Source organism: Flavobacterium pallidum (genome assembly GCF_003097535.1).
GTDB lineage: Bacteria > Bacteroidota > Bacteroidia > Flavobacteriales > Flavobacteriaceae > Flavobacterium > Flavobacterium pallidum.
The window spans coordinates 1,551,555-1,577,735 of record NZ_CP029187.1; the positions used below are offsets into that span (position 1 = coordinate 1,551,555).

General features: G+C 42.3%; 24 protein-coding genes. 17 read left to right on the forward strand and 7 right to left on the reverse strand.

The window, feature by feature from the left end; all coding sequences use genetic code 11:
- The 6 genes from HYN49_RS06195 to kynU all read left to right on the forward strand — a co-directional run bounded on the left by HYN49_RS06195 (position 1) and on the right by kynU (position 8,316).
- The gene (locus HYN49_RS06195; protein ID WP_108903308.1) at positions 1-2,016 is read left to right on the forward strand and encodes a DUF3857 and transglutaminase domain-containing protein; all 2,016 of its coding nucleotides are present in this window, start codon (positions 1-3) and stop codon (positions 2,014-2,016) included.
- Between the two features lies 1 nt (position 2,017).
- The gene (locus HYN49_RS06200; protein WP_108903309.1) at positions 2,018-4,006 is read left to right on the forward strand and encodes a DUF3857 domain-containing protein; all 1,989 of its coding nucleotides are present in this window, start codon (positions 2,018-2,020) and stop codon (positions 4,004-4,006) included.
- Positions 4,007-4,009: 3 nt separating this feature from the next.
- Complete coding sequence (locus HYN49_RS06205) at positions 4,010-4,336, forward strand: nucleotide pyrophosphohydrolase (protein WP_108903310.1); 327 nt, start codon at positions 4,010-4,012, stop codon at positions 4,334-4,336.
- Positions 4,337-4,357: 21 nt separating this feature from the next.
- Positions 4,358-5,590, forward strand: a complete 1,233-nt coding sequence (locus tag HYN49_RS06210; protein ID WP_108903311.1) for a 3-phosphoshikimate 1-carboxyvinyltransferase — start codon at positions 4,358-4,360, stop codon at positions 5,588-5,590.
- A 130-nt stretch (positions 5,591-5,720) separates the two neighbouring features.
- Positions 5,721-6,770, forward strand: a complete 1,050-nt coding sequence (gene queA / locus HYN49_RS06215) for a tRNA preQ1(34) S-adenosylmethionine ribosyltransferase-isomerase QueA (RefSeq protein WP_108903312.1) — start codon at positions 5,721-5,723, stop codon at positions 6,768-6,770.
- A gap of 271 nt (positions 6,771-7,041) precedes the next feature.
- Positions 7,042-8,316 carry a kynureninase gene (gene kynU / locus HYN49_RS06220; protein ID WP_108903313.1) on the forward strand — a complete coding sequence of 425 codons (1,275 nt, stop codon included), beginning with the start codon at positions 7,042-7,044 and terminating at the stop codon, positions 8,314-8,316.
- 61 nt (positions 8,317-8,377) lie between these two features.
- On the opposite strand, the gene HYN49_RS06225 is transcribed toward kynU, so the two are convergent.
- The gene (locus tag HYN49_RS06225) at positions 8,378-10,045 is read right to left on the reverse strand and encodes a T9SS type A sorting domain-containing protein (RefSeq protein ID WP_108903314.1); all 1,668 of its coding nucleotides are present in this window, start codon (positions 10,043-10,045) and stop codon (positions 8,378-8,380) included.
- Between the two features lie 272 nt (positions 10,046-10,317).
- On the opposite strand from HYN49_RS06225, the gene HYN49_RS06230 reads away from it, so the two are divergent.
- Positions 10,318-11,658 carry an FAD-dependent oxidoreductase gene (locus HYN49_RS06230; protein WP_108903315.1) on the forward strand — a complete coding sequence of 447 codons (1,341 nt, stop codon included), beginning with the start codon at positions 10,318-10,320 and terminating at the stop codon, positions 11,656-11,658.
- Here the strand turns inward: HYN49_RS06230 and HYN49_RS06235 are convergent, their stop codons facing one another.
- Together HYN49_RS06235 and HYN49_RS06240 are read right to left on the reverse strand one after the other, a co-directional pair.
- Positions 11,659-12,021 (reverse strand): cupin domain-containing protein, encoded by a 363-nt coding sequence (locus HYN49_RS06235; protein ID WP_108903316.1) that lies wholly within the window; start codon positions 12,019-12,021, stop codon positions 11,659-11,661.
- 4 nt (positions 12,022-12,025) lie between these two features.
- Positions 12,026-12,394: a DMT family protein gene (locus HYN49_RS06240; protein WP_108903317.1), complete on the reverse strand. Its 369-nt coding sequence runs from the start codon at positions 12,392-12,394 to the stop codon at positions 12,026-12,028.
- 396 nt (positions 12,395-12,790) lie between these two features.
- On the opposite strand from HYN49_RS06240, the gene HYN49_RS06245 reads away from it, so the two are divergent.
- The 8 genes from HYN49_RS06245 to HYN49_RS06285 all read left to right on the forward strand — a co-directional run bounded on the left by HYN49_RS06245 (position 12,791) and on the right by HYN49_RS06285 (position 20,471).
- Positions 12,791-13,645: a MotA/TolQ/ExbB proton channel family protein gene (locus tag HYN49_RS06245; RefSeq protein ID WP_108903318.1), complete on the forward strand. Its 855-nt coding sequence runs from the start codon at positions 12,791-12,793 to the stop codon at positions 13,643-13,645.
- Positions 13,646-13,682: 37 nt separating this feature from the next.
- Positions 13,683-14,300 carry an ExbD/TolR family protein gene (locus tag HYN49_RS06250; RefSeq protein ID WP_108903319.1) on the forward strand — a complete coding sequence of 206 codons (618 nt, stop codon included), beginning with the start codon at positions 13,683-13,685 and terminating at the stop codon, positions 14,298-14,300.
- 12 nt (positions 14,301-14,312) lie between these two features.
- Positions 14,313-14,843 (forward strand): ExbD/TolR family protein, encoded by a 531-nt coding sequence (locus tag HYN49_RS06255; protein ID WP_108903320.1) that lies wholly within the window; start codon positions 14,313-14,315, stop codon positions 14,841-14,843.
- A gap of 33 nt (positions 14,844-14,876) precedes the next feature.
- Positions 14,877-15,674: an energy transducer TonB gene (locus tag HYN49_RS06260; protein WP_108903321.1), complete on the forward strand. Its 798-nt coding sequence runs from the start codon at positions 14,877-14,879 to the stop codon at positions 15,672-15,674.
- Positions 15,675-15,894: 220 nt separating this feature from the next.
- Positions 15,895-16,833: a PstS family phosphate ABC transporter substrate-binding protein gene (locus HYN49_RS06270; protein ID WP_108903323.1), complete on the forward strand. Its 939-nt coding sequence runs from the start codon at positions 15,895-15,897 to the stop codon at positions 16,831-16,833.
- Positions 16,834-16,838: 5 nt separating this feature from the next.
- Positions 16,839-18,542, forward strand: a complete 1,704-nt coding sequence (locus HYN49_RS06275; protein WP_108903324.1) for a tetratricopeptide repeat protein — start codon at positions 16,839-16,841, stop codon at positions 18,540-18,542.
- Between the two features lie 107 nt (positions 18,543-18,649).
- Positions 18,650-19,282: a 7-carboxy-7-deazaguanine synthase QueE gene (locus HYN49_RS06280; RefSeq protein ID WP_108903325.1), complete on the forward strand. Its 633-nt coding sequence runs from the start codon at positions 18,650-18,652 to the stop codon at positions 19,280-19,282.
- Between the two features lie 34 nt (positions 19,283-19,316).
- The gene (locus HYN49_RS06285; protein WP_108903326.1) at positions 19,317-20,471 is read left to right on the forward strand and encodes an aminotransferase class V-fold PLP-dependent enzyme; all 1,155 of its coding nucleotides are present in this window, start codon (positions 19,317-19,319) and stop codon (positions 20,469-20,471) included.
- Here the strand turns inward: HYN49_RS06285 and HYN49_RS06290 are convergent, their stop codons facing one another.
- Both HYN49_RS06290 and HYN49_RS06295 read right to left on the reverse strand, forming a co-directional pair.
- Entirely contained in the window at positions 20,472-21,236 is a 765-nt protein-coding gene (locus tag HYN49_RS06290; protein WP_108903327.1) for a membrane metalloprotease, read from the reverse strand. It abuts the gene before it with no gap.
- 57 nt (positions 21,237-21,293) lie between these two features.
- Positions 21,294-22,007 carry a class I SAM-dependent methyltransferase gene (locus tag HYN49_RS06295; protein ID WP_108903328.1) on the reverse strand — a complete coding sequence of 238 codons (714 nt, stop codon included), beginning with the start codon at positions 22,005-22,007 and terminating at the stop codon, positions 21,294-21,296.
- 138 nt (positions 22,008-22,145) lie between these two features.
- Here HYN49_RS06295 and HYN49_RS06300 point away from each other — a divergent pair, with 138 nt between their 5' ends.
- Positions 22,146-22,634, forward strand: a complete 489-nt coding sequence (locus HYN49_RS06300; protein ID WP_108903329.1) for a YkgJ family cysteine cluster protein — start codon at positions 22,146-22,148, stop codon at positions 22,632-22,634.
- A 33-nt stretch (positions 22,635-22,667) separates the two neighbouring features.
- Here HYN49_RS06300 and HYN49_RS06305 read toward each other — a convergent pair whose 3' ends face one another.
- Positions 22,668-22,892 carry a hypothetical protein gene (locus tag HYN49_RS06305; protein WP_108903330.1) on the reverse strand — a complete coding sequence of 75 codons (225 nt, stop codon included), beginning with the start codon at positions 22,890-22,892 and terminating at the stop codon, positions 22,668-22,670.
- A 128-nt stretch (positions 22,893-23,020) separates the two neighbouring features.
- Positions 23,021-24,169 carry an exo-beta-N-acetylmuramidase NamZ family protein gene (locus HYN49_RS06310; RefSeq protein WP_394336402.1) on the reverse strand — a complete coding sequence of 383 codons (1,149 nt, stop codon included), beginning with the start codon at positions 24,167-24,169 and terminating at the stop codon, positions 23,021-23,023.
- Between the two features lie 247 nt (positions 24,170-24,416).
- On the opposite strand from HYN49_RS06310, the gene HYN49_RS06315 reads away from it, so the two are divergent.
- Positions 24,417-25,652 carry an ABC transporter permease gene (locus tag HYN49_RS06315; protein ID WP_108903332.1) on the forward strand — a complete coding sequence of 412 codons (1,236 nt, stop codon included), beginning with the start codon at positions 24,417-24,419 and terminating at the stop codon, positions 25,650-25,652.
- Positions 25,653-26,181 lie beyond the last annotated feature (529 nt).

The following is a 26,181-nucleotide window of genomic DNA, read 5'->3' on the forward strand; positions in this document are numbered from 1 at the left end:
ATGAATCAGAATGTAAAAATCCTTTTGCTTTTACTGTTTGCCATTTCCCCGGTAACGTCGCAAAAGTTCGAGATCGGGAAGGTATCCATTGAAGAACTGCAGCAGAAATCACATCCGGCGGACTCTTCTGCGGAAGCAGCCATATTATTCAAAACAGGCATAACTACCTTTGATTTTACTCCGGAGCAGGGCTTTTTGATGACAACCAAAGTAAAGACCAGGATCAAGATTTATAAAAAGGATGGATATGACTGGGGCAATTTCGAACAGGAATATTACAAGGAAAATAACAATTCGCGGGAAAAGGTCAGCTTTTCCGATGCCGTAACTTACAATCTGGAGAATGGGAAGATCGTCAAATCGAAACTCAAAAGCGAGGGCGAATTTGACGAGCAGGTCAATAAATTCTGGGGAAGGAAAAAAATCACGATGCCTAATGTAAGGGAAGGCTCTGTGATTGAATATGTATATACGATAACCTCGCCCAATATCACCAAACTTGACGATTGGGATTTCCAGACCTCCATACCGGTGAATTATTCAGAATATAAGACGGAATTTCCCGAGTATTTTGTTTATAAAATCAACCAACGCGGATTCATATTCCCAAAAGTAACCACTGAAACATTGCAGCGATCCTTTCTTATTCAGGGAAAGGACAGCTCTTCGAGGGGAATTGGCGGCGGTTCCGCATTTACGCAGGACAAAGTCGATTACCAGCTCAGCAGAACAACGTATGTGGCACAAAACCTCGGCGCAATGAAAGATGAAGATTTTGTAAACAACATCCATAATTACACGGCCGGCGTTTCACATGAGCTGTCAATAATCAAGTATCCGCAGTCGCCAGTAAAATACCTTTCAACAGATTGGGTTTCGGTGGCCAAAGCGATTTATGACAATGACAATTTCGGGGCTGAACTCAACAAATCAGGTTATTTTGAAGAGGATTTGAAAAGCCTGACCGCAGCGGCTGCAACAGTGGAAGAAAAAGTAGCGGCGATCTACAATTATGTAAAGCAAAATGTAAAATGGAACGGCTACTACGGTTATTCCTGCAATGATGGTGTGAAACAAGCCTATAAAAACAAAACTGGAAATGTGGCTGAAATCAACCTGATGCTCACAGCGATGCTCAGGGAAGCGGGATTTAATGCCAATCCTGTTTTGGTCAGTACGCGGTCCCATGGCATTTCATTTTTTCCGTCAAGAGCGGCATTCAATTATGTCATAGCTGCCATCGAGTACAACGGGAAGATTACTTTGCTTGATGCCACCGAGAAATATGCGCTGCCGGGAATTTTACCGACCCGCGACCTGAATTGGCTGGGAAGGCTTATCAGGAAAGATGGCACATCAATGGAAATCGACCTGATGCCTTCGATATTGTCCAAGGAAACGGTAAATATCATGGTGGGCATGGATGCTGCCGGTAGTATTTCTGGAAAAGTGAGGAGCACATTTACGGATTACAATGCCTTGTACTTCAGGCAAATGTACGGAGGAATGAAATCAGAGGAATACCTTGAAAAATTGGAAAATAACAATAATAAAATTGAAATTTCGGATTATAAAAGGGAGAATGAAGACGACTTTTCAAAACCATTATCTGAAACATATTCCATACATGATGCAAATGATACCGAAATCATTGGGGACAAGATATACATTACACCATTGCTTTTTATGAATACCAAAGTGAATCCGTTTAAACAGGAAGTGCGTGAATATCCGGTTGATTTTACTTTTCCATTTGAGAAAAAATACAGTGTAACCATAGATGTCCCGCAAGGATATACGGTGGAATCTTTGCCTCAGAACGCCAGCTTCGCTACAGAGAGCAAGTTTGGGGCATTCAAATATATGATAGTGAATTCAGGAAATAAAATTCAGGCGGTCATCACGCTTGACATCCTTGCTTCCATCGTAAGCAATGAGGATTATCCGGTGCTGAAGGATTTTTTCCAAAGAGTAATCGACAAGCAGAACGAAAAAATCGTATTTAAAAAGATTTAATATGCATACAAGAATATGGTTGGTCTTATTGCTGTCTGTCCAGTTTTCGATAGGCCAGAAATTTGAACCGGGAAAAGTGACCGTTAAAGATCTGGAAATAAAGCAGCATCCCAATGACAGCTCAGCAGTTGCAGCAGTGCTGTATAATAAGGGAATGACAAAATTTAACTATAGCGAAGCCAGGGGATTTACAGTGGAGCATACGTTTGAGATGCGCATCAAGATTTATAAAAAAGAAGGACTACAATATGCCAATTACGAAGTGCCGTACTACATCGGTTATGAAAACCTCAATCCTGATGTGCTTGACATTACCGATGCTGTCACCTACAACCTTGTGAATGGTAAGGTGGAGAAAACCAAAATTGGCAATGAAGGTAAATTCCGTGAGAAAGTCAGCAAGAATTGGAAAACGGCCACCATCACGCTACCCAATGTAAAAGTGGGTTCCATAATCGAATTCAGGTATAAGTTAAAAAGTGAGGATTTGATGAGCTTTCCCACTTTCGTGTTTCAAAGAAATATTCCTGTCGATTTTGTGGAATACACGACTGAAATTCCTGTTATGTACGGCTATAAGCAAGTTTTACAAGGGCTTTTCAAAGGAATAGCATCAAAAAGCATCGTCGAGCACAACGCCATTAACTTTAATAATTCCACCACTGCAAGGACAGATGCGTTGGAATTCAGCCAGGTCACCACAACGTTTACCGGTAAGGATATTGCAGCACTGAAGTTGGAGGAATTTGTAGATAATATTGAAAATTACCGCAGCGCGGTGGATTACGAACTGGAAGTCATTCGCGAAAAGGAGGAACAGGATAATAAGAATTTCTCAAAAACATGGGAAGACGTTGCGCAGAAGATATACAAACGGGATGAATTTGGCAAACAGCTCCAGCGCACCGACTATTTTGAAGCAGAGCTCAGGCAGCTTATAAACGGTATACAGGATCATGATGAAAAGGTTAAGGTCATTTATGATTACGTAAAATTAAAAATGAACTGGAATGGGGAGTTCGGATACCTGACTGATAAAGGCGTGCAAAAAGCATGGTTAGATAGGACCGGTAACGATGCCGAAATTAATTTTATCCTTATCGCGATGCTCAATGCGGCAGGGGTGGTCGCTTATCCGGTATTGGTCAGTACCGTAGAAAACGGGATTCCGGTTTATCCGAATCAAACCAGTTTTAACTATGTTGTAGCATCCTGCAATTTTAATGAAAAGCGTATATTAATGGATGCGTGCACTAAAAAAGCACCACCCGGAATCCTGCCGCTTTATGCGCTTAACTGGAATGGGAGGCTCATTGCTAAAGACGGCAATTCGGAAGAAATCGACATGCACCCGCCTTCGCCCTCAAAAAACAATACCACAATTGTGGCAGCACTGGACATGCAGGGCCATATCACAGGTCAGGTCAGGTTGTATAAGACGGATTATGACGCTTTTGTTTTCAGGCAAAAATATGCCGGCACCAATCGGGAGCAATACCTTGAATACCTCGAAAATAATTTCAATAAGATTTCCATAAGCGATTATACCATCGAAAATGAACAAAACCTCATGGAGCCTGTCAAGGAATCCTTTAATTTTTCTTCGGATGGCCTTGTGGAAACCATTGGAGCACGGATGTATTTGAATCCTTCCTTATTTTTGCAGCGGATAAAAAATGCTTTTACAAGTGAAGACAGGCAATTGCCGGTATTTTTTGGATACCCGAAGCAATCCAGGATCGTCATCAACTTACAGGTTCCTGAGGGATATGCAGTAGAGTCCATTCCTCAGCCCATAGCTGTTGCAACCCCTGAAAATGTTGCCGCTTTTAAATATGAAATCAAAGAAATGGCAGGAAAAATCCAGGTTTCCATAACAAGTGAAATCAATATGATGTTGGTTTCGCAGGATTTTTACCCGGTTTTAAAGGATTTTTTCCAGAAAGTGGCCGACAAGCAAAATGAGAAAATCGTCCTCAAAAAAATATAACCTATGAATATCAAAAATGCCCAACTCGATGTCGACAACTGGATAAAAGAACACGGTGTCCGATATTTCAATGAACTCACCAATATGGCGCAGCTGACTGAAGAAGTCGGCGAAGTGGCCCGTATCATCGCCCGCCGCTATGGCGAACAATCAGAAAAGGAAAGCGATAAAAATAAAGACCTTGGCGAGGAACTGGCTGATGTGGTTTTTGTAGTTTTGTGTCTGGCCAATCAAACCGGCATTGATCTTCAGGTGGCTTTTGACAAAAAGATGGACCTCAAATCCAACCGGGACCACGACCGCCACCACAATAATGAAAAATTAAAGTAGCACCCTTCCGGGTGAAAGCATATGGATATCCAACTTCGCCCACAGGTTATTTTTGACGGACTGCATTTCAAAATCACGGGCAGCAAATCCGAAACCAACCGCTTGTTGTTGCTCCAGGCGATTTTCCCCGAAATCCAATTGCAAAATATTTCAGCTTCTGATGATGCCGAAGTCATGGCCAAAGCACTGTCAGCGTCAGATCGAATTATTGATGTGCATCACGCCGGCACGGCCATGCGTTTCCTGACGGCTTTTTTCGCAGCTAAAGAAGGAAGCGAAGTTGAAATCACCGGTTCCCCCAGGATGAAGGAACGCCCGATCAGGATTTTGGTTGATGCGTTAAAATCCCTCGGTGCCGAAATCGAATATCAGGAAACGGAAGGCTTTCCGCCCTTACTTATCAAAGGTAAAAAGCTCACCGGAAGCAAAGTTTCACTACAAGGAAACGTGAGCAGCCAATATATTTCCGCTTTATTGCTGATTGCCCCAAAGCTTGAAAGTGGCCTTGAACTCGAACTTCTGGGTGAACTGACCTCAATTCCTTACATCAAAATGACGCTTTCCTTATTGGAAAAAATTGGTGTGAAAACTACTCTTATCGGGAATAGCATGATGGTCGCGCCAAAACCCCGTAGCCTGAGCCCTGAACACGTTACCCTGACCATCGAATCCGATTGGTCGTCCGCTTCCTATTTCTATTCCATCATCGCACTTGCTTCCGCAGGAACTTCGGTGACACTTTCGTCATACAGGCAAAACAGCCTGCAGGGCGATTCGGCTTTGGCGGAAATTTACAGCCCATTGGGTGTGGATACGATTTATTCGAACAATATGATTACGTTAAAGAAAAGGAAATGCGATCCGAAGCCATTGCTTCTGAATCTCAGCAACACACCGGACATCGCACAAACCCTCGCCGTCACCTGTTTCGGATTGGGGATTCCGTGTGCATTGACTGGCCTGCATACGCTTAAAATAAAAGAGACCGACCGATTGCAGGCACTCAAAAACGAACTTGAAAAGCTTGGAGCGGCGGTTTCCATTACAAATAACAGCCTGCAATTTCCAGCTTCCGCAGAAATCAATCAAAATATTGCCATTGAAACCTACAACGACCACCGTATGGCTATGGCTTTTGCTCCTTTATCCATAAAAATACCGATCATTATCAAAGACGCCGGGGTGGTTTCAAAATCATATCCCGGATTCTGGGATGATTTTGAACGTATCGGACTGAATGTCATCCGGTCTTAAATTACAACATCCGCGGGTATTGAAACGCCATCATCCTGAAACTTTGTTGCTTTGGAACTAAATAAAACGTAAAACACTTGACAACGCCTGTCCCGCAATCGTATATTTGCGGACTAAATAAAAAGCCCGAATGAAATTATCGCACTTCAACTTCAATCTGCCTAAAGAATTACTTGCCGAATATCCAGCTGAAAACCGGGACGAATCCCGTCTGATGGTCATCAACCGAAAAGAGAAAACCATTGAACATAAAATGTTTAAGGACATCATCGACTATTTTGATGAAGGCGATGTGATGATCCTGAACAACACCAAGGTTTTCCCTGCACGCCTCTACGGAAACAAGGAAAAGACCGGTGCGCGCATTGAAGTGTTTTTGCTGCGTGAACTCAACGCCGAGCAAAGGCTGTGGGACGTTTTGGTTGATCCGGCGAGGAAAATCCGTATCGGAAACAAATTGTACTTCGGTGACGACGATTCGCTCGTGGCTGAAGTGATTGACAATACGACATCAAGAGGGCGTACGCTACGTTTCCTTTATGATGGTTCTTATGAGGAATTCCGCAACAAACTGACAGAACTGGGTGAAACCCCAATCCCGAAATATATCAACCGGGAAGTGGTTCCGGAAGATGCGGAACGTTACCAGACCATTTACGCCAAGGAAGAAGGTGCCGTTGCTGCGCCGACTGCCGGGCTTCATTTTTCAAAACATTTGCTGAAAAGGCTGGAAATCAAGGGCATTAACTTTGCTGAGGTCACACTTCACGTGGGTCTTGGCACTTTCAATCCAGTCGAGGTGGAAGATCTGTCTAAGCATAAAATGGATTCCGAGGAATTGAAAATTACCCAGGAAGCCTGTGATGTCGTCAATGAAGCCAAATCGCAAAAGAAGCGTGTTTGCGCCGTTGGAACCACATCGATGCGTGCCATTGAAAGTTCGGTTTCGTCTGCAAAATTGCTGAATCCTTATGATGGCTGGACAAATAAGTTCATCTTTCCGCCGCACGATTTCAGTATTGCAGACTGTATGGTGACGAATTTCCATACGCCAAAATCCACCTTATTGATGATGATTTCCGCTTTTACAGGCCACGACCTGATGAAAAAAGCTTATGAAGAAGCCATAAAGGAAAATTATAAGTTTTATTCCTACGGCGATGCGATGTTGATTTTGTAGTCAAAAGTCGACCCGGGGCGCAGCCGAACGGAGCATAGCTAAAGCCAAAAAATAAATCCTGTCAGCAATGATGGGATTTTTTTTGGCGTGTCCCTGCGGGTCGGGCGCTCCGCTGTAGTCCTCGCTGCGCTGCGGGCTGCCGCTTCGATCCCTCACGCAGCCAGTCGTTCATATAAATTACCATATAAGTTTGAAATATCGGTTCCAATTGTCAATTTTCCATTGTCAATTATCAATTATCAATTAAATTTACGCCTCAAACAAAAACACCATGACCTTTCAAAATACACGCGATTTCGCAAAGCAACTCGATGCACAGGACCATTTGGCAAAATACCGGGACGAATTCATTTTTCCCAAAGTAGATGGCAAACAGGTGATTTACTTCACCGGCAATTCATTGGGATTACAGCCAAAACGTACCAAAGCCTACGTTGATGAAGTGATGGAAGACTGGGCAAACCTGGCCGTAGAAGGCCATTTCTATGCTGAAAAACCATGGTGGGATTACCATGAACGATTCGCTGAGCCCCTAAGCAAGATTGTTGGGGCAAAGCCTTCAGAAGTGACGGTCATGAATACGCTGACGGTCAATCTGCACCTGCTGATGGTTTCATTTTACAGGCCGCAAGCGAAGAGATATAAAATACTTTGTGAAGCCAAAGCGTTTCCAAGTGACCAATACATGATCCAAAGCCAGGTAAGGCACCACGGCTATGATCCAAATGATGCCATTGTGGAAATCCACCGTCGGGAAGGGGAACACAATATCCGTCTTGAAGACATCCTTGCAAAAATTAAGGAAGTAGGTGAGGAGTTGGCAATGGTGTTGATTGGCGGTGTGAATTATTACACGGGTCAGGTTTTCGATATCAGGAAAATTACCCGGGCCGGGCACGACGCAGGAGCAATCGTAGGCTGGGATCTGGCACATGCCGCCGGGAACATCAAACTGGAGCTGCACGACTGGGATGTCGATTTTGCGGCCTGGTGCAGTTACAAATACATGAATTCAGGGCCGGGAAATGCTTCAGGCTGCTTTATCCATGAAAGGCATCATGCTGATAAAGACCTGAATCGCTTTGCCGGTTGGTGGGGGCATAATAAAGCCAGGCGTTTCAAAATGGAGCCTGATTTTGATCCGGTCCAGGGTGCAGATGGCTGGCAGATCAGCAACCTTCCGATACTGACACTGGCGCCTTACCTGGCTTCAGTGGAAATGTTTGCAGCAGTGGGCATGGAAGCGCTTATCAAGAAGAGGGATAACATTACCGCTTACCTGGAATTTATCCTTCATGAAATCGATAAGGAAGTCGACAGCACTTTTGAAATCATCACACCATCAAACCCTGAGGAAAGGGCATCGCAATTGTCTGTTTTCCTGCATGGGGAAGGCCGTCCGCTTTTTGAATACCTGATGAAAAACGGGGTGATTACGGACTGGCGTGAACCTAATGTGATCCGATTGGCGCCTGTGCCATTTTATTGCTCTTATGAAGACATGTATGAATTCGGGCAGATACTTAAGAAAGGGATTATTGGTTGAAAAGAAAAGACAATAAAAAAGCCTGAAGAAATTCAGGCTTTTATTTTTTTAAGGGAAAAGATTATTCCCTGATAATTTTTAAGGAATTCACGCCTGCCTGGGTTTCGACCTTTACGATATAAGTACCATTAGCAAGATTTGAAGTGTCCATTGTCATCTCTTTGGAATTCATTCCGGCCTTATGGCTGATTTCCTGACCAAGCATATTGTATAATCTCACTTCGGTAATGTTCTCTTTTGCAGAAATATTTAAGGTGTTCTGTACAGGATTCGGGTAAACTGCAAATTTTTCAACAGCGGTATTCTCGGTATTCAACAGCGGTTCGTAAGTAATTGTCACTTTGAAAGTATCGCCTAAAACACGGTTCCACGTCGGATTGCAATCGGTGCCGCCATATGTTCTCCAGGCGCGCAGTTCGAATTCCACCGTTCCTGTCAGGTCATTGGCAATACTCAGCCCATCCCTGAAATAACTTTGCGTGCCGCCTGAACCACCAGTTCCCTGTGATATGCTGTCTTCCTTCAAGCCGCTGGTGTTGCAAACCAAGATTGAACGTTGTTCAGATTTCCAGCCGTTGCTTGCGGTTTGCATGTCATAAGAAACCGCAGTGGAAGTAATCTTGTAGCCTGGCGGAACATCTACGTATAATAAGCCAGGGCAGGTATTTTCAGATTCAGCGTTAACATCAGCTGCATCAATATACAAGGTATTGATGTCGCCATCTGGATAAGTCGTTTCCTGTTGACCGGTCGTAAATTCCACCAGCTGCCATAATCCCCTGTCAGAAGCGCTGCAATTGGAACGTACCCAGAAGTAGTAATGCTGCCCGGTCGCGAGTCCTGATAAGGAAACATAGGTAGTTGAAGCATTCACATTGCCACTTGGTGTCTGCGTATCTGAAGGTTCTGTAGAATCAGTGGTGTAATAATAATCATAGCCGCTGGCCGGAGCTATTGGTGCCGGAGTCCAGGATACGCCTGCGCCATCAGCAGTGCTCGAAGCAAAAAACTCAGTAGGGCTTGGGCAGGTTCCTAGGACATGGGCGCTTACGGCAAAAATGTTCACGATTCCCTGTGCAGTGGACGTTTTTGTAAAGTCCATACTGCTGATCAATTTACTTTGGTTCTCGGGTAAAATAGCAATTTCAACCTGATATAGCCTTGGATTTCCCACCGGGTTTTCGATGACATCATTAACACGGTTCACACGGCCGAATCCGGAAGTGATAACCGGTAATGCATTGCTGTAAAACCAATCAGGAACCACTACGGAGGCAATTTCCTGGTATGTCCCGTCAGAAAAATAAATATTCCCGATGATGGTACCCGAACCACTTCCGGTACAGGCCATGATATAAACGGTAGTAGCCATGACAGGATTTGCGAATGTGAGCGAGCCTACTTCATCCTGGCTTTCAATTCTTAACGAGTTGTTTTCGTAATATGGAGCGAATTGGTAAGTCAGTCCTGAAATGGCAGTGCTTTCAATCAATCCGGAAACAGGCAGTGCATATTCCGGCGGAGTGTCCCCGTCGTTGGCCTGGAAATCTGCGCTCATGAAATTAAAATCAGCGGCATCAACGGCAATGGTTGTTGAATTGGCAGACGGGCCAATCCCATCGGCAATGACATCGGCTGTAAATCCAGAAGTTACCTGCAGCGGAACGTAGTCCTGTGCATAAAGCCCGGACAAAGGAATCAGTAAAAAAAAGAGTAATTGTTTTTTCATTTCAAATCAATTAGGTTGGTTAAATGGTTTCGCATTTAAAAATAATTGTTTTTGTGATACAATTTTAAAAACCGACGTTTTTTAATAAATAAGTTTAAAAAGCACATAGATTTAACAAAAGTGCTATTTTGGGTGACAATTAATCCTGTAAAATTTCCCAGATATTAATAAAAAGCTTCCCGCAACATTTTTGAGATTCGAATATTTGACTGTTTTTTCAGGCAATTATGTTCATTATTATGTAATTTTGTAATCTCTTTTACAAATCCCTGATGCAGAAACCCCTTAAAATTGCAGTTGTAGGCTCCGGACTCGTGGGGTCCTTGCTTGCAATTTATCTTAGGAAAGATGGGCATATCGTACACGTTTTTGACCGCAGCCCGGATATCAGGAAAATACAATTCTCAGGGCGTTCCATCAATCTTGCCATGTCACAGCGTGGCTGGAAAGCTTTAGATACTGTAGGGATAGGCGATGAGGTCCGGGAAATTTCCATTGCCATGGACAAAAGGGCGATCCATGTCAAAGACAGGATCAGTTTCCAGAACTACGGACGCGAAGGGGAGAGCATCTATTCCATTTCCCGCGGAACATTAAACCGTAAAATGATTGACCTCGCAGAACGTGCCGGGGCCGAGTTTTTCTTTGAGCAACGTATCTGGGATGTTACCTTAGCGGATGCTACCCTGCATATCGGCGAAACTGAAAGGGGGGAATGGAAAGATCTGAAATACGACATGGTTTTCGGAGCGGACGGTGCTTTTTCAAGAATACGCCACAGGATGCAGCGCCAAAGCATGTTCAATTATTCGCAGGAATTCCTGAATACCGGTTATAAGGAACTTAATATCCCTGCCAATGCTGATGGCACGCATAAACTGGATAAGAATTCTTTCCACATTTGGCCAAGGGGCGAATACATGCTGATTGCATTGCCCAATCTCGACGGCAGTTTCACCTGTACGCTTTTTATGCCTTTTGAAGGAGAAAATTCTTTTGAAAAACTGACGACACATCAGGAAGTCGTGGCTTTCTTTGAAAAGAATTTCCCTGATTCCATAGATGTAATTCCAAAACTTGCGGAAGATTTCTTCAAAAATCCAACGAGTACTTTGGTAACGATGAAATGCTACCCCTGGACGTATGAAGACAAAATAGCATTGGTTGGAGATGCCTGCCATGCGATTGTGCCCTTTTACGGCCAAGGTATGAATGCCGGCTTTGAAGATATTTCGGTGTTGTATGAAATGATGCAGGAGTTCGGGAATGACTGGGAGAAAATTTTCTCAGAATACCAAAAATCAAGAAAACCGAATGCTGATGCCATCGCAGAATTATCATACAGGAATTTCATGGAAATGAGTTCCAAAACCGCTGATGAGCGTTTTTTGCTGCAAAAGAAAATCGAGAAGCGATTCTCTGAAAAGCATCCGGATAAATGGCAGCCTTTATACAGCCGCGTCACCTTCAGCCACAGGCCCTATACCGAAGCGCTGGCTTTGGGCGACAGGCAAAAGGCGATTATGGACCAGGTGATGCAGTTGCCTGATATTGAAAATACCTGGGATTCCGAAATGGTGGAAAACCAAATCCTATCGCTTTTGAAATCCTGATTATTCTTCCCGGTGTACTTTATTAAAGTCGAATGCCGGTAGGCAGATTGCAATGTATTCACAAGGTTCGTCAAACGGATTAGAATATTGCACCCTCGCGTTTTTTTCAATATGGATTGATTGCCCGCTTTCAAGGATGACGGTTTGATCTTCGATAATGAATTTCTTTTTTCCCTTTATAATATAGGTGTACTCGTCGAATTCTGGAGTCTGGAAAGGTTCGCTCCAATGTGGCGGTGCAATCATGTGGGCGATGGAAATATCGGTATTTTGCGTAGCGGCCGCTCCGTGGTGTTCTTCAATTACTTTTCCATCTTCGGTAGGCACTGCAAAAGGTGTTTTTTGGATAAAATATTTTTTCATGGTATTATTTTTTAAATATAAAATACACTGCAAGTATCAGGAATATGAACCCTAAGGCATGATTCCAGCGGAAACTTTCATTTTTGAAGAACAGCATCGAGAACACAACGAAAACTATCAGTGTAATCACTTCCTGGATGACTTTGAGCTGTAATAACGAAAATGGTCCGCCATTGCCATCGAAACCAATCTTGTTGGCCGGCACCTGGAAGCAATATTCGAAAAAAGCCAATCCCCAGCTTATGAAAACGATGGCGATCAATCCGGCGTTTTCAAACCAACGGAGTTCTTTGAATTTTAAATGTCCATACCACGCCAGTGTCATGAAAATATTAGACAGGACAAGCAATCCTATTGTAAGGTAACTTTTCATTCGTGTTTTTATGTAAAATTAAAAATCAAAAACCAGCAATAAAAGCTTTTGAATGTAAATTTAAAGTTACGTTATTGGAAATTAACAGGAAAGTATGCGTGAAACTGTAAACAATATGGTGTTGCCATATTAGCAATAAAAAAGTCGATATTGGATAATGTGTTATTGATAATTCGGCATTTTATCTTTATGAAAATCATATTTACAAAAAAACACTCGTTTCCCTTGGTTTTACTGGCATTTAACATAGATAAAAATTACTGTTAATAAAGGACAAAAAGTTAAAATATATTTTTTTTTCTCCACTAAAAATATAAATTTGTCGTTCTTATAAAAAGAGATTTACGACTATTAAGTATTAAAACTATTAAATTTCAAAAACTAAAATTTTAAAAAATGGCAACACCAAATGTAGCAGCTAAGAAAGAAACCGGATCAAACGGTGGGAACTTATTTACCGGAATCGTAATTGTAGCTTGTATTGTAATTGGGATAATTATCTGGAAATTTGTAATGGGAGCACCGGGGAATTTTGAAAATGAAAAGGAAATGATCAGTTCAGGTGCTGAAGCGGGACATCCAAAGCCGGGCAATTACCTTGCTATGGTTTACAAAGGAGGAAAAATCGTTCCTGTGTTAATGGGATTGCTGTTAATGGTAGTTGTGTTTTCAATTGAGCGTTTCTTCGTGATCTCTAAAGCTGCCGGAAAAGGAAGCCTTGATAAATTCATGAAAAATGTTCAGGCTAACATCAAGAATGATAATATTGATGCTGCTATCGCTGATTGCGACAAGCAGGAAGGTTCTGTAGCCAACGCAATCAAAGCCGCTCTTGTAAAATACAAAGAAGTGAAGAAAGAAGGTTTTGACAGTGAAGCTGCTGCAGATACGATCCAGAAAGAAATTGAAGAAGCTACTTCATTGGAAATGCCAATGTTAGAGAAAAACCTTACTATCATCTCCACTTTGGTATCTTTAGGTACGCTTGCAGGTCTTTTGGGAACAGTAACAGGGATGATTACGGCGTTTGGTGCCTTGGCAACTTCAGGTACGCCTGACCAGGCTGCACTTGCAAACGGTATCTCTGAAGCACTTATCAACACCGCGACTGGTATCTCGACTTCTGCTTTGGCAATCATTATGTATAACTTCTTTACTTCTAAAATCGATACGCTGACGTACTCTATCGATGAGGCAGGTTCTACAATCGTTGGGACTTACAGACGTTTGAGAGGAAGTTTAAGAGGTTAATAATTTAATCGGAAGCGATTCCGTAAAAAAATACAAAATGGCTAAAGTAAAAATGTCTAAAAAGGCTACGTCCATCGACATGACGGCGATGTGTGACGTTGCTTTCCTTTTGCTGACTTTCTTTATATTGACAGCAACAGCAAAGCAGCCGGAACCGTTGCCTGTAGATACGCCGAATTCAACAGTACAGGACAAACTTCCGGAAAAAAACCTTGCCATTATCACTATTGGTGATAGCGGAAAAGTGTTCATGGGGATTAAAGAAATTCCTGTAAGAAGAAAGACGTTGGAATTCATGTCTACTGAAAAGAAAATCAATTTTACAGAAGACGAAATCACTAAATTTGGATTAATTGACGAATTCGGTGTGCCGTTTGCACAGGTTAAGGCTTTAATCACAATGACTTCAACGCAAAGAAACGTAAAAGGCCAACAAGTGGGTATCCCTCATGATTCACTCAATAATGAGTTATCTGATTGGGTATTGCAAGCCAGGAACGCTAATGCATTGCTTAATAACGAGCAGCTTAACTTCGCTATCAAAGGCGATGCCAAGGAGCAGTATCCTCAAATTAAGAAAGTGATGGATATCCTGCAGAAACAAAAAGTAAATAAATTCTACCTGGTCACCGGACTCAGGAGTGATAAATTCTAAAAACATACTGAAATGGCAGAATTAAATACCGGCGACAGTGGCGGTGGTAAAGGCAAAGTAAGAAGTAAGAAGGCAAATGCAAAAGTCGATCTTACGGCCATGGTGGATTTGGCATTCCTCCTGATTACTTTCTTTATGCTTACAACTTCATTGTCAAAGCCACAATCGATGGACTTGCCGATGCCTGATAAAGATCCAACAGTAAAGCCTGTCCTGATAGCTGATGCACGGACATTAACAATATTGGTTGGTCCTGATAATAAGTTGAAATACTACATGGGGCAATTTGCCGATCCACTCGAAGGTCCTGAAGATATTGCTTATGGTGGAAAAGGAATCAGGAAGAAAATATTGGAAAAGAAAGCTTCTGTTCCAATTACAATGGGTAAGGCAGATCAAGGCGTAATTGTGTTGATTAAAGCAAGTAAAAAATCAACTTACAAAAATTTAGTTGATATTTTGGATGAAGTTGCAATTACAAAAGCGCCTACTTACGCGATTGTAGACATCACCAAAGAAGAAGAAAATCTATTTGAAAAGTAATTGTTGCTTTAAAACAATAACAACATACAAAATATGAAACTGGATTTATTTAAACAGAAATGGATTGATATGGTTTTCGAAGGCCGTAATAAAAGTTACGGGGCCTACGAATTGCGTAAAAAAAATCCTAAAACGACACTGATAGCACTTGTTATCGGAGCATTTATTTTTAGCAGTCTTTTAGCACTTCCGCTGATTGACTGGGGTAAAGGCAAAGATGACGATCAGGATAAGGTAAAGATGGTCGATATGGCGAAAATCCTAACGCCGCCGCCGCCGGATAAGCCTTTAATCCCACCACCGCCACCACCGCCACCGGCACCTAAAATTGATGAAGTAAAATTCGTTCCGCCTAAGGTGGTGAAGAAGGAAGAAGTGGTTGAGGAATTGGCTAAAATCGAAGATCTTAAAGACAAAAACGTTGGTACTAAAGATATCAAAGGTCAGGAAGATGGAAGGATTGTTGTTGACGAGCCATCAGGAGATGGACCACCGGAAACGAAAATTATCGATGACAACCAAATTTACAACAGCGTAGAAGTACAGCCTGAATTCCCTGGAGGAATGAAAGCCTTTTACAAATATGTACAGGACAAGTTCCGTGTGCCGGAAGGAGAAGCATTGAATGGAAACATTTATGTAACCTTCGTTGTTGAAAAAGATGGATCGCTGACCGATATCAAAGTGGCAAGGGATCTAGGATACGGTACTGGTAAAGAAGCTGAAAGACTCCTCAGGGCTTCTCCTAAATGGAAAGCCGGTGTTCAAAACGGACGTTCAGTAAGAGCCAGGTTTTCCCTTCCGATTAAAATTGTTTCATCAGGAGATTAATGCACAGGCACGATACAAATCAAAGAATCCAGAAATCGCTTAAAGGGCGATTTCTGCTCTTTATAGGAATACTGTTTTTCCTGGCCTATCTCATATTGGGCCTGCTCATTATCTTCGCAAAAAAAATTCCTTTCAATTTACCTGATAATTACAGGATATTTTTGGGCATTATCCTCATTGTCTACGCATTTCTTCGTTTCATCAGACTTTTACAGAAAAAATGAAGTATTTTTTAAACTACCGAACACTGACAGCGATTGCCTTTTTCGGATTATTGGCTCTTGGGGTCGTTTGCTGTAAAAGACAATCGGAACAACTTAAAGAAACGATTCTCGAAGGAACCGCTACGTTTTACGTTGATGAATCGATATTGCCTATAGTCGAAGAGGAGCTGGCTGTTTTTCAATCGGAATATAAAGCCAAAATAAACCTTGTTGCTAAACCGGAGTCTGAGGTTGTGAACGCACTTTTAAGTGATAAAACAGCTGTCGTGATCTTGTCAAGGAATCTTTCGGAAACTGAAAAAACAGCATTAGCAAAAAAGCAGATTAATCCTAAAATCACTCCGTTTGCTACTGATGCAGTTGCCTTCATTACCAATAAAAAAGTAAAGGACACGTTACTCGATTTACAGGAAGCGGTAAACCTCATGCAGGGCAAGTCTTCGAAAATAAAGAAGCTTGTTTTTGAAAACCCGAATTCAGGGACCGTAAATGCAATGAACAGATTGGCCAAAACCGATAACAGAACCAAACATGAAGGCGTTTATTCTATGAATTCCGCTGTAGAAGTGATGAAATATGTAACAGAAAACACCGATGCGGTAGGTGTAGTAGGTTTAAATGTATTGCTTGAACCGGATTCCCAATGTCAGGATCTGGTTGGCAGTGTCAAAGTAATGGCTGTCAGAAATGTTAAAAATCCGAAGTCTGACATGAATTATTATAAACCGAACCAATCTAATCTGGCGTTAGGTTTATATCCGTTGCGACGGGATTTACATATGTTAAATTTTCAAGGCTCGGCTGGACTAGGCATGGGTTTTGCTTCCTTCATCGCCGGTGAAAGAGGCCAAAGGATCATCCTTAAATCTGGGTTGTTGCCTGTAAGGATACCATCAAGGAATATTACCATCCGAAAGGAGATAAATACTAAATAAAAATTATGAAAAAGCTAAAAATCTTCAGTATTGCTTTGTTTGTTTTTGGAACTGCCACTTACGCGCAGGATCTTGATCAGGCCAAAAAAGCAATTGATGCTGAACAATACGAAAAAGCAAAGAAAATTTTAAAAGGGCTCGTTGCCACAAAACCGGAAAGTGGAAAGAATTATTTCATCTTAGGAAATTTGTACCTTACCCAAAAACTCCAGGACTCTGCAACAATCACATATCAAAAAGGATTGGCTGCAAAGGCTGAGGCCGACTTTAATTATATTGGATTGGGGCAGATTGATCTTGAAAATGGAAATGCTGCCGGTGCATCTTCAAATTTCGATAAAGCTGTTGCGAATATTAAAAAGAAAGATTTCGAGGAATTGATGTATATCGGGAAGGCTTACCTGAATCCAACCAAGCCCGATTACAAAAAAGCACTGGAATATCTGAACAAAGCCAAAGCAGTGCAACCAATGAATGCGGAGGTGTCTTTGTATCTCGGCGACGCCTACTATGGTGACAAAAATATAAATGAAGCCTATTCTGCTTACAGGAATGCTGCTGATGCTGATAAAAATTTGCTTCGTGCTTCCTTGCAGCAAGGTGCAATCACCAAAAGTGCCAAAGCATTTACAGAAGCCAAGGCCATCTTTGACAAAATCCTCGCCGCCAATCCAAATTATGGCCCTGCTTACAGGGAGCTTGCAGAAACCTATTACGTTTGGGGTCTGAATGACAAGGCAAAATATACTGAATACAATACTACAGCCATCCAGTATTACGAAAAGTACATGGCAATGACTGATTATTCTCTGGATTCACGTATGCGCCACGCAGATTTCCTTGTATTAACTAAAGATTATAAAGCGCTTGAGGCCGAAGCTACTGCCATGCAGAAACTCGATAAAGTAAATCCGAGGATTTTACGTTATTTAGGATATTCTGCATACCAGAACGGAAATTCTGATGCTGCAATCAAGGCGCTGGATGAATTCCTTGCCAAGCCAAATGTAAAAATGATCGGCCGTGATTACCTGTATCTAGGTTTGGCAAAAACCCAAAAAGCTTTGACAATGGGTACCGACGCTGAAGGAAAACCAACAGGTACTGTGGATAAAGTACTTTTTGACAACGGTGTAGCTGATATTAAAAAAGGAGTTGAGCTGGATCCGGGAATGGCTAATGAACTGAATGATTTCGGTAAAAAGTTCTTCGACCTTAAATTGTATAAGGAAGCTTCGGCGATTTACGAAATTGCAGTGACCAATCCCAATTCAAGAAATTTCCTTTATGATAATTTCTATTTGGGTTATGCGTTGTATTTTGACAATGCGAAAGCTGAAAAACCTAATGTGACCGATATTCAAAAAGCCAATGCCGCATTCGATGCCGTAATCAAATCCTCGCCGACAACCCAGGATGCCTACATCTATAAAGCACGTCTGAACAGTTTGCTTATGGATGATATGGCTGCAAGGGCTGAAATGGCGAAATATTATGAAGAATACATTCGCGTGGTAACTGAAAAAGGCGAAACGGAACTTGCTAAGCCTGCAAACAAAACCAAGTTTGTCGAAGCTTACAATAACATCGCCATCCACTATGCGAAACTCGGTGACAAAGTAAAAGCAAGAGAAAACGTAGACAAGGCCCTCGCCATAAATCCTGCTGATGAAACCGCCTTAAGCACTCAGAAGATGATTAAAGGATAATATGTTAAATAACAAAACCGGTAACCAAGTTGCCGGTTTTTTTCTTTCTATAACGACATTTTTATCTCGGTTTCAAAATCACTATCTTTGCGCCTTATTTAACAAGCATGCTTTCTAAAGAAATACAATCGGCAGTAGAGAAAGGGATAATGCTTCCGCTTATGGAAGAGTTTTATACCATTCAGGGAGAAGGATATCACACAGGCACGGCTGCCTATTTTATCCGTGTCGGGGGGTGTGATGTGGGCTGTCATTGGTGTGATGTTAAGGAAAGCTGGAACGCCGACCTGCATCCACCGACGCATGTAGACCATATCGTAGAAAATGCCAGCCGTTTTTCAGAGACCGTAGTGGTCACCGGTGGTGAACCATTGACATGGGATATGAGTGAATTGACTACAAGACTAAAATCCGCGAACCGCAGGGTCCATATTGAAACTTCTGGTGCGTATCCATTATCAGGGTATTGGGATTGGATTTGCTTATCGCCAAAGAAATCAAAATTGCCCGTACAGGAAGTCTACGACAATGCAGACGAGCTAAAAGTTATCATCCACAACAAGCACGATTTTATCTTTGCCGAAGAACAGGCGCAAAAGGTAAATCCTAAAGCAATCTTGTTCCTGCAACCCGAATGGAGCAAAAAAGAGGAGATGACACCACTGATTGTCGATTATGTAATGAACAATCCAAAATGGCGCGTTTCCCTGCAAACCCATAAATACCTTAATATCCCGTAATTTCTACGGGATTATTTTTTTAACCAAACCAACTATGAAAGAAAAGTTCCTGCTTAATCCTGAAATCACATTCCTGAACCACGGTTCTTTTGGCGCATGCCCGAAGCCGATTTTCGAAAATTACCAGCACTGGCAACTCGAATTGGAAAAAGAACCCGTCCAATTCATTACCAAAAAACTGCCGGCACTCATGCGTGAATCACGTGAAGCACTGGCGGATTTCATACATTGTGATGCCGATGATGTTTACTTCCTGTCCAATCCTACTACTGCCATCAATACCATTATGCGGAGCCTGCCGCTGCAACCTGGCGACGAAATCCTCTCCTCAGATAATGAATACGGCGCAATGGATCGCACGTGGAATTTTTACTGTAAAAAATCAGGAGCGAAATATGTACGCCAACACATTTCAATGCCCGTTGTTTCTAAAGAAGAAATGATTGCCGAGTTTTGGAAAGGATATAATTCCAATACAAAAGTGATTTTCCTGAATCAGATTTCCAGCGCTACGGCACTGATTTTTCCTGTAAAGGAAATTTGTGATAAAGCACAGGAACTCGGCCTGATCACTATTGTTGATGGTGCCCATGTTCCCGGCCATATCGATTTAAATATTTCTGAATTAAATCCTGATTTCTACACCGGGACACTCCATAAGTGGATGCTGGCACCGAAAGGATCGTCTTTTTTATACGTGAAAAAAGAATTTCAGGACCGCATCGATCCATTGGTGGTCAGTTGGGGTTATGAAAGCGAAATGCCCGGGCAAAGCCAGTTTCTCGATTATCATGAATTTCAGGGAACGCGTGATATGTCGGCATTTTTATCGACAAAGGCAGCCATCCGGTTTTTGATTGAAAATGGCTGGACACAAAAATCAGCGGAAAGCAAACAACGCATACTGAATCACTACAAATTCTTCTGCGATTTGCTCAAATCTGAACCAATCTGCCCTGTAACTCCTGAATTTTTAGGACAAATGTGCAGCGTCCCAATCAGTACCAAAAAACCGGTGGAACTGAAGGAATTGCTTTTCAGCAAATACAAAATAGAAATTCCGGTTACGAAACTCAATGGCAATTTCTACCTTAGGATTTCATTAAATGCCTATAATTCAAAAGACGATCTTGATAAACTGGCTGAAGCGCTAAAAGAAATCATGGAGCAAACCGATTTGCTGCAATAATCATTTTCCGCCATTCGCCAGCAAATCGGACATGCAGTTTGCGTCAAGTGTAGGCATGCCCGAATTCATCATCGCATTGATGTTGCTTTCCGTCTGGTAATACATCAGGCAATTTTGATTGATGCAATGTTTGCCATGAGCGCTGTCCAGGTGGTTGGTCTGCATCGGTGAACCAAGATCCACCAAGCCTAACATATGGCACAATTCATGTTCAATCACAATGGTTTCAAGATCAGTGCGATTTGGCTCTGTTGGAGCATCGCTCAACGCATGTATGGAATCTTCAAAAAGTACACAGGAAGTGTTTCGGTAAGCAGCGCCTAAAGTCAGCGTTGTCGTGGTATCGCTTGAAAAATTCCCGTCTACGAAAAGAATGAACAAAGCCAAAGTGTCCTCAGTGTTGTATTTTGTCCTGATGTCACTTTCAATATCGGCAATTTCATTGATGGTGTAAGGGGTTCCTGCCGGACTTGCAATCTGTTTTTGGGTAATGGTAATGCCTCCCGGTTTGTGCAGCCGCGCTTCCATAAACGATTTGAGGTTTTGCAGCGTTTGTGTATTGGGCTGGAGGTTTCCGACATAAAATACTTCAATCGCCAGCGCCTTGTATTTGTCTGCAGAGAGGAAGTCGTGGGCGCTGCTGCCGACAGATTTCAAATTTGGTGCGGGATTTGTGCCATCTTCGATTTCATTGGTGCTGTCTTCATTGGAACAGCCCCAAACAAACAATAATAAAAATATAGAAAGTAATTTTAGCTTTTTCATCTTAAGATTTTTCCTAAAAATACGAAAAGCACAGCTACATTGGTTTTCAAGATTTGCTTAATCTTTTATAGTCAGGCGGGCGAGATAATCGTAATGTTGTCCTTCCTGCACCATTTCACACTGCAATCCGTTGGCTTCAGCGGCGTTGTATAAAGTATTGTAATCGATATACATCCAGTCAAAAGGTTGCTCTTTTTCTCCTTTATATTGGATTTTGAAAACCACTTCGCCGTAATATTCCGTATCGGTTGGAATCCATTTTCCTCCGTCTTCATCTTCGTCAAACATATAAATGATGTCGGAGCTGTCTAATAATATTTGGCCGGTCGGATTGAGCAGGGATTTTACCTTTTGCAGAAATGCAGCAATCCGCTTCAACCTGCCACACATTCCGGCACCGTTCATCAGCAATAATATGGTGTCGTATTTTTCATTGTCCAATGCCATGATGTCCATCGCACGTGCCTTTTGGAGTCCGCGTAACTTACAGGCTTGTATCGCATTTGCCGAAATATCAATCGGATGGACATCGAGATTTTTTTCAGCCTGCAGATACAAACTATGGCTTCCGGCACCGCACCCCACGTCGAGGACTTTTCCGTTTGCCATTTGTAAAGCCTTTTGCTCGATTTTGGGCATTTGGCTGAAAGAGCGGAAAAGGTACGCGACAGACATCTCATCTTCTTCTGAAATCGTCGTTTCTGTGATCAGATTTTGTGGATCGTTTCCCGTTTGATAATCGAGGATGGCTTTTCCGAAAAGGTCTTTCATTCGTCTTATTTATTGTTCTTTTAACGTCTCATGCAGTCGCTTCGCTCGTGTCATTTTTTTGAGTTGCAAAGTGCCAAAGTAACAAAGTAAAAAAGTTCCGGAAGTTGCTTAACTTTGCAACCTTGTTACCCTGCAACTTTGAAACTATCAGAACTGAAATTACTGGCCAAAGATAAGCATATCGAAAACAAAAAGTATTTCGATAAGCTTAAAAAGAAACCGCCGAAAAATCTCGATTATGTGATGCAGGAATTGCACAACGCCGAGTTTAAACGGACGGATTGCCTGAAGTGTGCCAATTGTTGTAAAACGACCGGGCCTTTATTTACGGCAGCCGATATCGAGCGTATCTCCAAACACCTGCGCCTGAAGCCACAACAATTTATTGAAAAGTATCTGCGTATTGACGAGGATAAAGATTATGTACTGCAACAGGTCCCTTGTACATTTCTCGATACTGAAAATTATTGCATGATTTATGAAGTACGCCCGAAAGCCTGCCGGGAATTCCCGCATACAGACCGGAAAAAGTTCCAGCAGATCAGCGACATCACATTAAAGAATGTTCCCATATGTCCAGCGGCTTACAATATCGTCGAAGAAATGAAAAAGCGGATTCCTTTATAAATGAAAAAGCCTCCGGGACGGAGGCTTGATTTTTTAAACGAAAAGATCATCTTCATGAAAGTGAAGGAAATCTTCCTTCCTGCCACCGACAGCGCTTACGAGCCTGTCAATCCCCATTTCAATATAACCGATAATTTTCACGAACCAGTCCCTGATCTTGTGGAAAATTTCGATACCTTGTTCAATATATTCGTTGATGACCTGCATGAACTTTTGTAATTTATCCATCACTGTCAGTAAAATCTGTGCTCTTTCCATAGTAATTGTTTTAATTATTCTGTCAAAAAAATTCTGATACTAATTTAAGCAATACTATTGAATCCCATAGAGAAGGCTGTTATAAATTTTTCTTATTTTTTTGTAATCAGGACCTTCCTTCGGAAAAGTTATTCCGGATAGATCAGGTATTTTCTGCGTATTTCACGGAATTCAATCAAACCGGTTTCCCAGCTCGCCCTGATCTCGGCAGCGGTCATTCCCGCTTCAATCTGTTCGCGCAGTTTTTTGGTTCCGGCTAATTTGGTGAAATAGGAGTTGAAGAATTTGGTTTTGTCTTCGGTCTCATTGTAGGCCTTGATCAGCCATTTCAACTCGAGGCGCTCAATCTTCGGAATGCCTGAAAGATCCTCGCCGAAACATGGACGTCCGTTATATAAAGGATCTTTTGCGCCTACGTTTGGTTGTGGTACAAAACAGAAATCAATATTCGGTAAATACGGCGAACCGTAAATCTGGAATTGCTTATCGGTACCACGGCCAACGCTCACATTTGTGCCTTCGAAAAAACAAAGGCTTGCGTATAAGTTGATTGCCATGTCATTTGGTAAATTCGGTGAAGGTTTTACCGCAATGCTGTAGGACATATCCCGTGTATACATCGAACAGGCAACGATTTTCAAATCACACTGCACGCCATTTTTCAGCCACTTTTCGCCATTGATCATTTGCGCATATTCGCCAATCGTCATGCCGTGCATTACCGGAATTGGATGCATCCCGACGAAACTTGAGAATTCAGGTTCCAAAACCGGTCCATCTACAATACCGCCATTAGGATTTGGGCGGTCCAGTACGACAACGGGAATGTTGTTTTCTGCGCAGGCTTCCATTACATAATGTAAGGTAGAAATGTAGGTGAAAAATCGCGCGCCCACATCCTGCAGGTCAAAAAGCATAATGTCAATGCCCTGCAATTGCGCCGAAGTCGGTTTTTTATTGTCTCCGTAAATGGAAACGATGGGAAGTCCTGTTGCAATGTCTTTGCCGTCAATGATGGTTTCGCCTGCATCGGCCGTCCCCCGGAAACCATGTTCCGGAGCGAATATCTTCACAACGTCCATGTTTTCAGACAAAAGGAAATCGACCACATGGCTGCTGTCGCCTAAAAGGCCGCTTTGATTTGTAACGATGCCCACTTTTTTATTCGCCAATAAAGGAGCATATACGCTGAAATTGCCGGAACCTGTCGCAAATGTTGTCGCATTCGGATTCCGCATGACCATCGATTTCTCACTTGGGGTATTTTTCGCTTCCATCGAATGGCTCACAGGAATGGGCCTTACAACCGCCTGGGCCGGCTTGCATGAAAACAGGAAAACACAAAATAATATAGGTATAAAATATTTGGAATGCTTTTGGACCGCTGGGGAAAAGCCGCCTTTTTTTAAACAATTGCCGTAAACCATAATGCTGCTATCTCGATAATTAATTAGGCCAAATCAGTGAAATTCATTCTAAAAAACGGTACTTTTGGGAACTCATACTCAAAACCGCGAGCCCATTTTGAACCTGGAATATTTCATTGCCCGAAGGCTGATCAATGCCAATGGCCGTAAAAGTAATATATCTGCGCCAATAATAAAAATTGCCATTTCCGCTATCGCCATCGGGATGGTAATGATGATTATTTCGGTGGCGACAGGTTTGGGGCTGCAGCAAAAAATACGTGAAAAAGTATCGGCATTCAATGGGCATATCATTATTTCAAATTATGATGAGAATACGTCCGATGTCAGCGTAAAACCCATTTCGATCCATCAGGATTTTTACCCCAGATTCAAAAACGTCAACGGCATCCGCCACATCCAGGCGGTCGCTTCAAAAGCCGGGATCATCCGCACCGAAACCGCTTTTGAAGGCATTATACTGAAAGGTGTCGGCAAGGACTACGATTTCAGCAACCTCAGGGAATTCCTGATTTCCGGCAAATTGCCCGATTTCTCCGGCAATCTCAATAACGAGATCCTGATTTCAGAATATCTTGCCAAACGCCTGAACCTTAAAACCGGTGACAAATTCAGTACATATTTTATGAAGGATGGCGGCAACGGCCTGCCCAACCTTCGCGTATTCCATGTTTGCGGAGTGTACAATTCCGGTTTCCAGGAATTCGATTCCAATTATATCATAGGCGACATCCGCCACATCCAGCGCCTTAATAAATGGGGTGCGGATCAAATCGGCCAGTTCGAGGTGTTCCTTGATGACTTCAACCGGATTGAAACCAAAGGCGACGAAGTTTACAAACAAACGCCTTCCACCTTAAATACCAAAACGATTGTCCAGAAATATTATTACATCTTCGAATGGCTCAAGCTGTTCGATTTCAATATTTTCGTGATCCTGATCGTGATGATTGTCGTTTCTACCATAAATATGGTTGTTGCACTTTTGGTGCTGATCCTGGAACGCACCCAAATGATCGGAATCCTCAAAGCGGTTGGCGCGGCAAACTGGTCTGTACGCAAAATCTTCCTTTATAATGCATTTTACCTGATCCTTCGCGGGCTATTCTGGGGTAATTTGATCGGCATCAGTATGATTTTGGTGCAGCAGCATTTCGGCATTGTCAAGCTCGACCCGGCAAGTTATTATGTTACGGAAGCTCCGGTATACCTCAGTTGGGATTATATCCTGCTGCTCAATCTGGGCACGATCATTATCTGCCTTGTGGTGCTTTTAATTCCTTCTTATATTATTACCAAAATCTCTCCGGTAAAAGCCATACGTTTCGATTGACGTCCTCACTGCCAGCTGCTACTTTCTGCTGATTGCTTTTTTTATGGCGTGCCGGCTCCGCAAGCTCCGCCGTCGGGCTTTCCGCTTCAATCTTTTATACATTCGCTGCGCTTCGGATAAAAAGGATTTCCGCTTCAATCCCTCACGCAGCCCCAGGTCCGCTTCACGGATTTGGTATCCCGGGAAAAACTTTCCCGCCCAACAATCCCGTTCCCAGCGCATTAGCGCAATGGATTTAATTTTCTTTAAAAAAAGGTTATAAAAAGTTTGCTAAACTGAAAAAGGGGGTTACTTTTGCACCCGCATTAGCAAAGAAGTTCTCTTGATTTACTGTAAGGTGGTGTTCGAAAAAAGTTTGCAAAAACTTCGGGAATAATTTGCCTGAAAGGAAATAAGTTTTACCTTTGCCGTCCCGAATAGGTGGATACAGGTTCATAAAAATATTGGTGTTAGGTTTGAAGAAAATAAACTTTAAAAATTATTTTCAAAAAGGCTTGCACGGTAAAAAAGAAGTTGTACTTTTGCACCC